We start from the raw sequence: 12,798 nt of genomic DNA on the forward strand, positions 1-12,798 counted from the left end.
GGATGGCATGGTCGGGCTGTTCGCTGTATCTTTTTTGCTTAGGCAAAAAAGGATGTCGCTTCCATCCCTAACGCTGAGCGTCCGTGCAAAACCTCTATTTTCGGAAGACTAACTACAAAACTATTTTCCCATGAAAAAGCTGCTTTTTACAATTCTTGCCACAATTTGTTTTTCTGGTGTGTTCGCTCAAGAAAAGTCTGTAGCCATTGTCCGTCATATCAACTGGCTTGGAATTAAGAAAACTTCCGAGCAAAGATTAATTGTAAGCAAACCAGGTGAATCTGGAAAGGTCATTGAGCTTGAGCAACGATACTTGGATACTGGTATGAACGAAGCGATTATGTCAGACAATCAAAAGGTTATTGAGGTTTTCACAGAACTTATCAAAGAAGGTTATGAACTTGAAAGCTCCACCAGTTCTACATTCGCGGTAGCTTCTTCAGGAAACATTTACTCAGGAGGAAGCCCAACGGGCGGTCGTGAGATCATTTACATATTCGTTAAAGACTAATTCCCGTTTTTCACGTTTCCGTTTTTCCTATTTCAATTTTCCCAATGATCATCTACAACGTAACCGTAAATATTGACCACGCAGCGCATGACGAATGGGTGAAATGGATGCGCGATGTGCACATTCCTGATGTGATGGCAACAGGTTATTTTCTGGAGAACCGGTTTGCGCGGGTATTGGTGGACGATCAGGGCGGAATCACGTATTCCATTCAATATCTGTGTAAGAACATGGATGATCTGGAAGAATATCAACGAGACCATGCTGCGCGACTTCAGGCCGATCATACCAAGAAATTTGAAGGAAAGTTTGTGGCTTTCAGAACCTTGCTCGAAACGGTAGAAACCCCCTGATTCCCCCAAAGGGGGACTTTTTGCGGCAACTTATCCCCTTTGCGGTTCCATAATTCCTCATATTATCTCACTTTGTTCGATGAAAACGCTTTGCTAAGTTCGCATCAATTCGTAATTAACTCCGTTGAACTAACGTTTCGTAACCATTGGTCAGAGCCAAGAAACACCTCGGTCAGCATTTTCTAAAGGACCAGAACATCGCGGCCAAGATTGCCGATGCGCTAACGGGTTTCGGTGGCTATAAAAGCGTGTTGGAGGTCGGTCCGGGAACAGGTGTTCTCACGCAATTCCTTTTGGAAAAAGACCTTGATGTGCATGCGGTGGAAATGGACACCGAATCGGTGGTTTATCTCCATCAGCACTACCCGAAACTGATACCAAATCTAATAGAGGGCGACTTTCTTGCGCTTGACCTGAAATCGATCACGCAGGAACCGTTGTGTATCATCGGCAACTTTCCGTATAACATCTCATCGCAGATTTTCTTCAAGGTTTTAGACAATCGAAACCACGTTCCTGAAGTTGTGGGAATGATCCAGAAGGAAGTAGCAGACCGAATTGTGGCACCGCCCGGTTCTAAAACCTACGGAATTCTAAGCGTACTCATCCAAGCATATTACGATGTGGAATATCTTTTCACCGTTCCACCGGGCGTGTTTTTGCCTCCGCCAAAAGTCAATTCGGCTGTTATCCGCCTCAAGCGGAACGCTACCGAAAAATTGGATTGCGATGAGGCGAAATTCAAGATGGTGGTGAAGACCGCGTTCAATCAAAGGCGCAAGACCTTGAGGAATGCGTTCAGATCCCTTACTTTTGCGGCCGCTCCAGATGAGCATCTTCTGACATTGCGGGCCGAGCGCCTTTCTGTTGAAGATTTTGTTCAGATCACGAAGTGTTTGGCCGACTGATCGCGCGAGCTAAGTTGAACGAATACCTACGCCTTTGAGCAATGCAGTTCCAGCTGACGAACGAATTCCTCGAGATACTCAAAGAGGACATTGCAAGGTTTGACAGAGACACCGTTTCTGCCAAAGTAGGAGAACTATACCCAGCCGACATAGCCGAAATTCTTGACGAGGTCAACCTCCAAGAAGCGCAGTTCATTTTCAAATTGCTGGAAGATGAGCTCGGGTCGGAAGTGCTCATGGAATTGGATGAGGACGTTCGGGAGCGGTTTCTTGCATCTCTTTCCGATTACGAGATCGCTGAGTATGTCGATCAACTTGACACCGATGATGCGGCCGACCTTATCGCGGAGCTTCCTGAAGATCGACAGGAAGAAGTTCTCTCACACGTTGATGATTCGGAGCAGGCCAGCGACATTGCCGATCTCCTCGCGTATGATGAGGACTCGGCCGGTGGTATCATGGCCAAGGAGCTTATCAAGGTAAACATCAATTGGCCCGTGGTGCAATGCGTGCGCGAAATGCGCAAACAGGCCGAAGATGTGGATCAGGTCTTCACCGTTTACGTGGTGGATGACAATGGTATGTTGATGGGAATTGTTTCGCTCAAGAAGATGCTTCTGAGTTCTACTCGCGCACTCATCAAAGACATTTACAAAGACAGCATCCTCTCGGTAGATGCGAACATGAAGGCCGAAGATGTGGCCAAATTCATGGAGAAATATGACCTTGTTGTTGTTCCTGTCGTGGATGAACAAAAAAGACTTTTAGGCCGTATTACCGTGGATGACGTAATGGATGTGGTGCGTGAAGAAACCTCGAAGGATTACCAGATGCTTTCGGGTATTTCGGAGAACATCGAAACCACCGATAACGTGTGGGTCATCAGTCGCGCGCGTTTGCCTTGGCTGCTTGTGGCCATGTTCGGTGGAATCATCGGCTCGATGGTCATTTCCAATTATGAGGATGAATTGCAGGTCAATCCGCAGATGGCATTTTTCATTCCGCTGGTTGTCGCCATGGGCGGAAACGTGGGCATTCAGTCCTCTGCATTGATCGTGCAAGGTTTGGCCAACAACACGTTGAGCAAGGACAGTATGATCAAGCGGATTCTGAAAGAGCTGATGGTCGGTCTGCTGAATGGTGTGGCCTGTGCCGCTGTTTTGCTCGTTTACAGCATGGTTTTCCATTATCCGTTGGCGCTGAGCTTGACCATTGGTGCGTCACTTTTGACCGTTATTCTGTTTGCTGCGGCATTCGGTACGTTCATACCGCTCACGTTGCACAGAATGAAAATTGACCCCGCTTTGGCCACAGGGCCGTTCATTACCACTACCAACGACATTATCGGGCTGTTCTTCTATTTCCTGATTGCCCGTGTGATGTATGGAATGACCTTTCTTTGATGCGCGGTAAGTTCTAATTTCGGCCTCTGATGCGCGTCCTCTTTCTCGATACGGTTCACGAACATTTGGCCTCTCACCTCACGCGCATGGATTATGAATGCGAGGATGGCTCTAAGCTGACACGGCAGGAAGTGTTGGAACGCATTTCCAACTATGAAGGCGTTGTCATCCGCAGCCGCATCAAACTGGATAAAGAACTTTTGGATGCTGCCAAAAACCTCCGTTTCATTGCGCGCTCGGGCGCAGGAATGGAGAACATTGATGTGGAACATGCGAAGATGTTGGGCATTCAATGCTTCAACGCGCCTGAAGGCAATCGCGATGCGGTGGCAGAACACGCGATAGGCATGCTGCTTGCACTTTTCAATAAGATGAATACTGCCGATAGAGAAGTTCGTAAAGGTCTTTGGCTGCGCGAGGAGAACCGTGGAGTGGAGTTGCTTGGCAGAACGGTCGGAATCATCGGCTACGGAAACACAGGAATGGCGTTTGCCAAACGCTTGGCAGGTTTCGGTGTGCTGATGTACGCGCACGATAAATTCAAGAAGGGTTTTTCAGACGATCTGGTGATCGAGACCAACATGGAAAGCATCATTCAGGAGGCAGAAGTGGTTTCGCTTCACGTGCCGCTGACGGATGAAACGCACCACATGATCAACGATACATTCTTCGAGAAACTGAACTATCCCATTTATCTCATCAACACTTCGCGTGGTTCGGTGGTAGATACCGATGCGTTGGTCCGTGCCATTGAAAGCGGCAAAGTGCTCGGAGCCTGTTTGGATGTGTTGGAATACGAGAAATTCAATTTCGAACAGATTGAGAATGAGGAAATTCCAGCGTCTCTTCAATACCTCATCGACTCACCCAAAGTAATCCTTACACCGCACGTTGCAGGTTGGACGCAGGAAAGCAACGCCAAGTTGGCGCATGTGCTGGCAGATAAGATCCAGACTGCGTTTTCGCCTGTTCATTGATTACTTCACCACCAACTGCGCTGAAGTGGCGGTTCGATGATCGAGCAGCACATTCATTCCTTGGGTCGTTCGGGCAATGGTCTCGTCATCATAGTAGCGGATGGTAACGAGTTCCGCATCTTCGATCAGGTCAACCTCATATTCGTCTCTCAATCGCTCCTGTAATGCTTTCAGTTTTACTGGGTCGTTATTGGTGCTGAACGAGAAATTGACGGCTGAATTCTGTGCACAGTTCGCTTTCATTCGGATGTCACTGAGAACCGTGTAGATGTTTGTGAAATGCACCTCGGTCACGAAGGAATAGTCTTTCGGGGTGATGGAGACCAACACTTGGTTCGGTTTCACAATGAACGAAGGAATGATCTTCAGATTCTCCTTGTTCGAAACCACTGTTCCAGGCGCATCAGGGTCAACAAATGATCTCACATACAGTGGAATATTTGCGTTCTGTAGCGGTTTTATGGTTTTCGGGTGGATAACACTGGTTCCGAAATAGGCCAACTCCATCGCATCGAAAAAGGACATCTCTGGAATGAGAACCGTGTTGTCGTAGTATTTCGGGTCGGCATTCAACACACCGGGAACGTCCTTCCAAATGGTCACACTTTCCGCCTTCAGGCAATACGCCAGAATGGCCGCGGTGAAGTCAGAACCCTCGCGACCCAACGTAGTGGTGAAGTTCTCGCTTGTTCCGCCAATAAAACCTTGCGTGATGACGACCGAAGCATCTTTCATGGCTTCACCGATTCGCGCATTGGTCATCTGCTCCGTGCTTTCCCACTCGATCTTGGCATCCTGATAGTTGTTGTCGGTACGGATAAGATCGCGCGCATCAACCCACGAATTGGCCAGCCCCATGTGTTTCAGGTAAGCCGAAATGATCTTGGTCGAGAGCATTTCGCCAATCGAAACGATCTGGTCGTACTGAAAATGACGGTCCAAACCTTCGGGGTCGTCCAACGCCCATTCCACCTCAACCAATGTGTTGTCGATGTCGCTCAGAACGGGTCCGACCGCATCACCAAAAAGTTCACGCGCAATATCGCCATGGCAGGTTCTCAGGTCTTCCAAAAGTGGCTCGGTCGGTTGCTTGTCGTAATATGCGTTTACAAGCGCCTCCAATTTGTTGGTGGTTTTGCCCATGGCAGAAATCACCACCACCAACGGTTGGTCGTTGAAACGGGAAATGATCTGATGCACGTTGCGTACACTCGGAGCATCCTTCACCGAAGCTCCACCGAATTTGAAAACCTTCATACTTATTTGAATTTCCGGATCTGTTCGCGGGTCAGTTTCCCGTTCAGCCATTCGCCATCAAGCGTGGCGTTGTATTTCCTGTAAAAGTTGATGGCGGGTTCATTCCAATCCAAAACCTGCCATTCCATCCGTGCAGAGTTCCGCTCCTTTGCTACTCCGACCACCGCTTCAAAAAGCTCATGACCAATTCCTTTTCCGCGCTGATTTTCGGTGACGATGATGTCTTCCAAGAAGACGCAACGACCCGTCCACGTGGAGTATTTCTCGTAGAAAAGAGCAATGCCCACGATTCCATTTTCTGCTTCCGCTACAAACAATCCGTAGATCGCATTCTCCCCAAAGCCATCATTTTCCAACTCATCCAATGTGAGCGTCACCTGTTCTGGTGCTTTCTCGTACAAGGCCAGTTCCTTGATGAGTTTGAAAACGGCCGGAACGTCTTCTTTCCGCCCTTTCCGAATGGTAATGGATTCCGCAGAGATCATTCGGCAAAAGTAGGGATTGATGCTTTGTAGAAGATGGCTCGCGAGGCGGATGGCGTTTTAAAAAGAAACCTATCTTTAACCGTCCAAAAAAGCGACCTCAAAACGTTCTTTTTCGACCCAACCAATAGACTCAATTATGATGAATTTCAAGAGACTGAGAATGTTGATGATGGCTGTTTCCGTCTTCAGTCTGAACCAACTTTTTGCACAGACCGATAACGTGGGTATAGGTACGACAACCCCGCATCCTGCTGCAATTTTGGATGTCAATAACGAGAATGGTCAGTTGTCCGGTAATCCGTCCAAGGGAATCCGACTTCCATTTGCCAATACTGTTCTGAGGAATCAGATGTACTCGGATTACAATGGAAACCTGCCCAATGGTCTCTTGGTTTTTGATACGGATCTTGGAAAGTTCATGTACTATAAATGGGACACGCCAGTTCAATCACCACCCGTGTCAGGTCAGTGGGTTGAACTTACCATTGGAACGCAGAACAGTAACAGTAATGTACCTACCGGAGGCATTATCATGTGGTCGGGTACTATAGCTTCCATTCCTTCCGGATGGGCACTTTGCAACGGAGCCAACGGAACGCCAGACCTTACAGACAAGTTTATCATTTCGGTGGCAAGTTCAGCTGAGAATCCAGGAACGGCAGCTGTACCAGGTTTCTACGTCAATGTGGATGCGGGTACAACCGTAGCTCCAGACAGACGCTTCTTCAAGTTGGCTTATATCATGAAGCTCTAACCGAGATAAAATAAAGATTCATAAGGCCTGCTTCATGCAGGTCTTTCATTTTCAGATAATTCGAGAGAATAAAATGTATAAGGGAAAGTCGCTTGGTGAGTTCATTGTAGAGAAACAGGATGATTTCAAATATGCCAAAGGCGAACTGTCGCGATTGCTGAGTGCCATCGGTCTGGCCGCGCGCGTGGTAAACCGCGAAGTGAACAAAGCAGGATTGATGGAGGAGATCCTCGGTGATGCGGGTGCTGAGAATGTGCAAGGCGAAGCGCAGAAGAAATTGGACGTTTATGCCAATGACGAGTTCATCCGGGCGTTGAAGGACCGTGGTGAAGTTTGCGGATTGGCATCGGAGGAGAACGAAGGCGTCATCGAGTTCAATTCAGGGTATTCGGTAGATGGGCAATATGTTGTGGCCATCGATCCGCTGGACGGTTCTTCGAACATTGATGTGAACGTTTCCATCGGAACCATTTTCTCGATTTATCGAAGAAAGTCAGAATCGGGTCCGGCCACATTTGAAGATTTCATGCAGAAAGGGACCGAGCAAGTGGCTGCCGGTTATGTGATCTACGGATCCAGCACCATGATGGTGTACACCACAGGCAATGGCGTGAACGGCTTCACACTCGATCCATCCATCGGGGCGTTCTTCCTGTCGCACCCGAACATGAAGATTCCGAAAGACGGAAAGATCTACAGCATTAACGAAGGGAACTATGTTCATTTCCCTGAAGGAGTGAAGAGATACATCAAGTACTGCCAAGTGGAAGATCCCGCAACAAACAGACCGTACACTTCTCGTTACATCGGTTCGTTGGTGGCAGATTTCCATAGAAACCTCATCAAAGGTGGCGTGTACATCTATCCTACAACCACGTCATCGCCAAACGGCAAATTGCGTCTGTTGTACGAGGCAAACCCGATGGCATTTCTGATCGAACAAGCAGGCGGAATTGCCACAAACGGACACAAGCGCATTCTCGATATTCAACCGACCTCATTGCATCAACGAACACCACTTTTTGTGGGTTCGGAAAACATGGTGAAAAAGGCGATGGAGTTCATGGCCGAGCATTCACCAGAATAGCGGAAACCCAAGCGTAAATGACCAAGGAAGAGCTTGTCGGGCTATTCGACTCGTCAAGCAAAATAGCAGAACTGACAGCGGCCGTGAAAAGCGATGCCGCCAAAGTTCGCATGCGCGGAACTGCGGGTTCGGGCCACGCTTTTGTAGCTGCAGAGGTCATCAAAAAGACCTCCGATCATCACATTTTTGTGCTGACGGATAGGGAAGAGGCCGCCTATTTCCTAAGCGACCTTGAACAGCTCGTTGGTAAAAAGAAGGTGCTTTTTTATCCGATGTCGTACAGACGTGCGTACGAGTTGGAAGAGACAGACAATAGCAATGTCATCCAACGCGGTGAAGTGCTGAATGCGCTCCAGGCGAGTACTTCGCAACAGGTCATTGTCACCTATTCTAAGGCGTTGGCAGAGAAGGTCATTTCAAAGAAAGTGCTGCGTAAGAGCACATTCTCGGTTGGCGTTGGCGAAGACCTCGACCTCGATTTCTTCAACGAAATGCTGCACGAATACCACTTCGAGCGTGTTGATCAGGTATACGAACCAGGTCAGTTCGCTATTCGTGGAGGCATTGTGGACGTGTTCTCGTTTGCGCAGGAATTGCCGTACAGAATCGAACTTTTTGGTGATGAGGTGGATAGCATTCGCGCGTTCGATCCAGCCGAACAGCTGTCGGTAAAATCACTTCGAAAAGCAACCATTGTTCCCAACGTTCAGGACGAAGTGCTGCTTTCTGAGCGCGTCTCCTTCTTCGAGTTTCTCTCTTCAAAAACCACCGTTTGGTCGGAAGATATTGAGGAGTTGAAGCTGAGTGTGGATGTGGAATTGAAGGAAGCAAAATCGGCCTATCTGCAACTGAACAGTACGGTTGGGCGCAGTAAACCGGAAGAGAAATACGTGAGTTCGGAAGAGATTCTGAGCACCTTGGACGCTTATCGTGTGGTGGAGTTCGGTCCGAGGAACTATTACCGTAATTCCACCGAAGTTGTGTTCGATATGGCGCCACAACCTGCGGTGAACAAGGATTTCAAGCTGCTGCAACAGATTCTTATCGACAACAAGAAGAATGGTTATAGGAATGTTCTTCTGGTGGATAATCCCGGACAGGTGGAGCGTTTGCATTCGATTTTCGAAGACCTTCCGTTGCCGTCTGGCGTGCGTGTGGAGAAACCGTTCTTCACGTCCATGCTCATTTCAGTCCATCAAGGGTTTGTCAACCACGAACTGAAATTGGCGTGCTTCACCGATCACCAGATATTTGAGCGTTACCATCGTTTCCGCTTGCGCGAAGGTTACAAACGCGGTAAACAGGCACTTACGCTGAAGGAGCTTTCAGGTCTGAATCCAGGCGATTATGTAACGCACATCGACCATGGAGTAGGCAAATTCGCGGGGCTGGAGAAGATCGATGTGAACGGCAAATTGCAGGAGACCATCCGTTTGGTCTATCGCGACAACGATATTCTGTATGTCAGCATTCATTCGCTGCATCGCATCAGCAAATATTCGGGTAAGGAAGGAGATGAGCCGAAGGTCAACAAGCTCGGTTCGCCTGCTTGGAAAAACCTGAAGGCGAAGACCAAGAAGCAGGTCAAAGACATTGCGAAAGACCTAATAAAACTCTATGCGCAGCGCAGAGCGCAAAAGGGTTTTGCCTTTGCTCCGGATACGTATTTGCAGACCGAGCTGGAGGCTTCGTTCATTTATGAGGACACGCCTGATCAGGAGAAAGCAACGGCCGCGCTCAAGGCCGATATGGAGAAGGAATACCCGATGGACCGCCTCATTTGCGGAGATGTCGGATTCGGGAAAACGGAAGTGGCCATTCGCGCAGCATTTAAAGCTGTGGCCGATGGAAAGCAGGTGGCTGTCCTCGTTCCGACCACCATTTTAGCGTTGCAGCATGCGCGCACTTTTCGCGAACGTTTGAAGGAATTCCCATGCACGGTCGATTACATCAACCGCTTTAAAACCCGCAAACAGCAGACCGATACGCTGAAAAAACTGGCCGAAGGCCAAGTAGATATTCTCGTTGGCACACACAGAATTGTAGGCAAGGATGTGAAGTTCAAGGACCTTGGACTGCTCATTATTGATGAGGAACAGAAGTTCGGTGTGGCGGTGAAGGACAAGCTCAAGAAAATGAAGGTGAATGTGGATACGCTCACCCTCACCGCAACGCCCATTCCACGAACGCTGCAGTTCTCATTAATGGGCGCGCGCGACCTTTCCGTCATCAATACACCACCACCGAATCGCTATCCTGTCATCACGGAGTTGCACACCTTCAACGAAGAACTCATCCGCGATGCGGTGATGTATGAAGTGAGCCGTGGCGGACAGGTGTTCTTCGTGAACAACCGCGTGGAGAACATTAAGGAAGTGGCTGGAATGATCGGGCGGCTTTGCCCAGATGTGCGTGTTTGCATCGGCCACGGGCAGATGGAACCCGCCAAGTTGGAAGACACCATGATGCGTTTCATGGATGGCGAATATGATGTGCTTGTGGCCACCACCATCATCGAGAGCGGACTGGATATTTCGAACGCAAACACCATCATCATCAATAACGCCAACCATTTCGGGCTGAGCGATCTGCATCAGATGCGCGGGCGCGTTGGACGTTCCAACAAGAAAGCGTTCTGCTATCTGTTGGCGCCACCGATGACCATGCTCACGCCAGAGGCGAAGAAGCGTCTGAAAGCGATCTCGGAATTCTCCGACCTCGGAAGTGGATTCAATATCGCCATGCGCGATCTTGACATTCGCGGAGCTGGAAACCTGCTGGGTGCAGAGCAAAGCGGTTTCATCAGCGATATTGGCATTGAGATGTACCACAAGATTTTGGATGAGGCCGTTCAGGAATTGAAGGAAACCGAGTTCAAGGAACTGTTCAAAGACGAGAAGCCGCGTGCGTTTGTTCAGGATTGTCAGATCGATACGGATCTGGAGATTCTATTGCCCGATTCGTACGTGAACAGCATTGCTGAGCGTTTGGCGCTTTATCGTGAGTTGGATGATACCGAGAATGCGCAACAATTGGCTGACTTTGAAACGCGGTTGAAGGACCGTTTCGGAACCATTCCGAAGCAAGGTCAGCAGTTGATCGAGACCATCCGCTTGCGATGGATCGCGAAAGCCATCGGGTTTGAGAAACTCATTCTGAAGAACGACCGCTTGGTCTGCTATTTCGTTTCCGACCCCGAAAGTGGTTACTACCAAGGTTCTGAGTTTACGCGGGTGCTTGATTTTGTGAAGAACAACCCTCAAAAAGTGGTAATGCGCCAAAAGAATGACAAGTTGATGTTGACGTTCGAAAACGTTCGCAGCATCAGTACCGCTCTCGGTCTTTTGACTTCTTTGTCGCCAGAGGTAGCTCAACCGTTCCTCCACGTTCCCGAGCATTCGAGCGTACAATAAAATCGTGGATGTGGTCGGCAATTTCCTTGCCGCGGTCTTCGGTAAGAAAGTGACCCGCGCGCTCAATGATGATCTCAGGCTCATTTTTCACGGTCGGAACATTCTCTCGGAACCACTTGTCGGCTCCACGGTTCACGTGGTCGCTGTCGGAGAACATGACAATGGCAGGTTTGTCCCAAGCGGAAAGCACTTTGCGGGCACGTTTCAATTGGCGTACGCCATCGTCAGATGAGCCTGTTGGCACCAAACTGGGTGTTATTCGCAAGGCGGCCTTGTACTTTTCATCAGGAAAAGGTGCTTCGTAACCTCCCAAAGCCTGCAATTGTGGGGTTCGGTACGTACCCCATTTTATCACATTTCGAACAGGAAAATTCGGATAGAGCCGTGCAAATAACCGCCACAAACGGAACTTGAGAGAAACACGCTCTTCACCGATAGGAACCGAGGTATTCATAAAAACCACCCGTTTGAACAGTTCAGGGTATTTGCCGAGAACACTTAGCCCCAGCAGTCCACCCCAATCCTGAACCACCAACGTAATGTCCTTAAGTTCTGTTTTTTCGATGAATCGGATCAATGTGCGGTAGTGCATGTAAAAGGAATAGTCCTTTTGCCGCGTGAACTTGTCGGAGCGTCCGAAACCGAACAGGTCTGGAGCAATGACACGATAGTTTTTCTTCAGGAGGGGAATTAATTTCCGATAAGAGTAACTCCAGGTCGGATGCCCGTGCAGACAAAGGATAACCTCGCCTTGGCCTTCATCCAAATAATGAAATCGGCCTCCATTAATTTCCACGTAATGCGGGTCGTACGGATAACCAGGCAAGCCATAAAAACGCTCATCAGGCGTGCGGAGCATCTCAATCATGGCAACAAGATAAACACCACACGGGTTTTAACGGCAAACGATTTGACAACTGGATGAAAATCTGAGAAAATTCGACCAGCTACTTGGTGGCTTCCACGTAGAGCGATTCGTCTTCTCTGAGCTCGCTGTCGACCAGCAGTTTCGGGTCGCGACCACTACGGAACGTTTCCTTTTTCACATCCTTGAAACCAACCTCTTCAAGCAAGTATTTAAACGTTTCGAAATCGTACATGAACAAGTGCCCGTGACTGCGCGCGATGCGGTTGATGCTGATCATTGGGGTTGGTTCAGGTCGGTCGTCTGGACACGGGATCTTCACTTTCTCGCCTTGGCGATGTTTGTTGTAGAGGTCGATGAACAGTTCTCCGTCAGGAACAGCGATGCGTAATGTTCCGCCAGGTTTCAATATGCGATAGAATTCCCGCAGGTTGTCTTTGGTGGATTGAAATGGAATGTGTTCCAAGCAATGTTCGGTGTAAATTCCCTGTAGCGAGTTGCTCGCAATCGGGTAATTGTCCTGTTTGATGGTGGAAATATCCCACGGGATCACGTTCGGTTTCCACTCAATATCGGTGTTGATGAAATCATCATAAACATTGTAGCCACAACCAACTTGCAGGTATTCCTTGCCTTCGGTCAGTTTTTTCGGAACGAAGAACTTCTTATTCAGAATCCACGGAGTGATGAACTTGTTGAAGAACTGGTGAAACCTGGTGTAAGATGTGATCGGTCGGTTCCACGAGAATTTGCCTGTTGCCTCCATGCTCAGAATTTCAACAAAA

12 protein-coding genes are annotated in these 12,798 nt (G+C 48.7%); 8 read left to right on the forward strand and 4 right to left on the reverse strand.

The annotated features are described in order from the left end of the window. Positions 1 to 130 precede the first annotated feature (130 nt). From GC178_11755 to GC178_11775, 5 genes are all read left to right on the forward strand, one after another. A complete protein-coding gene (locus tag GC178_11755) occupies positions 131 to 511 on the forward strand; it encodes a hypothetical protein (protein MBI1288239.1) in 381 nt (126 codons plus the stop codon). Positions 512 to 555: 44 nt separating this feature from the next. Then, positions 556 to 864, forward strand: a complete 309-nt coding sequence (locus GC178_11760) for a DUF4286 family protein (protein ID MBI1288240.1) — start codon at positions 556 to 558, stop codon at positions 862 to 864. A 146-nt stretch (positions 865 to 1,010) separates the two neighbouring features. After that, on the forward strand, positions 1,011 to 1,772 hold the full coding sequence (gene rsmA / locus GC178_11765) for a 16S rRNA (adenine(1518)-N(6)/adenine(1519)-N(6))-dimethyltransferase RsmA (GenBank protein MBI1288241.1): 762 nt from the start codon (positions 1,011 to 1,013) through the stop codon (positions 1,770 to 1,772). Positions 1,773 to 1,813: 41 nt separating this feature from the next. Further along, the gene (gene mgtE / locus GC178_11770) at positions 1,814 to 3,175 is read left to right on the forward strand and encodes a magnesium transporter (protein MBI1288242.1); all 1,362 of its coding nucleotides are present in this window, start codon (positions 1,814 to 1,816) and stop codon (positions 3,173 to 3,175) included. Positions 3,176 to 3,204: 29 nt separating this feature from the next. Then, positions 3,205 to 4,152, forward strand: a complete 948-nt coding sequence (locus GC178_11775; protein ID MBI1288243.1) for a hypothetical protein — start codon at positions 3,205 to 3,207, stop codon at positions 4,150 to 4,152. Here the strand turns inward: GC178_11775 and GC178_11780 are convergent, their stop codons facing one another. Together GC178_11780 and GC178_11785 are read right to left on the reverse strand one after the other, a co-directional pair. After that, positions 4,153 to 5,409 carry an aspartate kinase gene (locus GC178_11780; GenBank protein MBI1288244.1) on the reverse strand — a complete coding sequence of 419 codons (1,257 nt, stop codon included), beginning with the start codon at positions 5,407 to 5,409 and terminating at the stop codon, positions 4,153 to 4,155. It abuts the gene before it with no gap. Between the two features lie 2 nt (positions 5,410 to 5,411). Then, the gene (locus GC178_11785; protein ID MBI1288245.1) at positions 5,412 to 5,894 is read right to left on the reverse strand and encodes a GNAT family N-acetyltransferase; all 483 of its coding nucleotides are present in this window, start codon (positions 5,892 to 5,894) and stop codon (positions 5,412 to 5,414) included. 139 nt (positions 5,895 to 6,033) lie between these two features. On the opposite strand from GC178_11785, the gene GC178_11790 reads away from it, so the two are divergent. The 3 genes from GC178_11790 to mfd all read left to right on the forward strand — a co-directional run bounded on the left by GC178_11790 (position 6,034) and on the right by mfd (position 11,148). Next, complete coding sequence (locus GC178_11790) at positions 6,034 to 6,648, forward strand: hypothetical protein (GenBank protein ID MBI1288246.1); 615 nt, start codon at positions 6,034 to 6,036, stop codon at positions 6,646 to 6,648. Between the two features lie 73 nt (positions 6,649 to 6,721). Continuing rightward, positions 6,722 to 7,735 carry a class 1 fructose-bisphosphatase gene (locus GC178_11795; GenBank protein MBI1288247.1) on the forward strand — a complete coding sequence of 338 codons (1,014 nt, stop codon included), beginning with the start codon at positions 6,722 to 6,724 and terminating at the stop codon, positions 7,733 to 7,735. Between the two features lie 17 nt (positions 7,736 to 7,752). Continuing rightward, the gene (gene mfd, locus GC178_11800; GenBank protein ID MBI1288248.1) at positions 7,753 to 11,148 is read left to right on the forward strand and encodes a transcription-repair coupling factor; all 3,396 of its coding nucleotides are present in this window, start codon (positions 7,753 to 7,755) and stop codon (positions 11,146 to 11,148) included. Here the strand turns inward: mfd and GC178_11805 are convergent. Then, positions 11,060 to 12,013, reverse strand: a complete 954-nt coding sequence (locus GC178_11805) for an alpha/beta fold hydrolase (protein MBI1288249.1) — start codon at positions 12,011 to 12,013, stop codon at positions 11,060 to 11,062. The genes mfd and GC178_11805 overlap by 89 nt on opposite strands. 82 nt (positions 12,014 to 12,095) lie before the next feature. Continuing rightward, positions 12,096 to 12,779: a methyltransferase domain-containing protein gene (locus GC178_11810; protein MBI1288250.1), complete on the reverse strand. Its 684-nt coding sequence runs from the start codon at positions 12,777 to 12,779 to the stop codon at positions 12,096 to 12,098. Between the last annotated feature and the right edge of the window lie 19 nt (positions 12,780 to 12,798).

This window comes from Flavobacteriales bacterium, assembly GCA_016124845.1.
In the GTDB taxonomy this organism is placed as follows: Bacteria; Bacteroidota; Bacteroidia; order UBA10329; family UBA10329; genus UBA10329.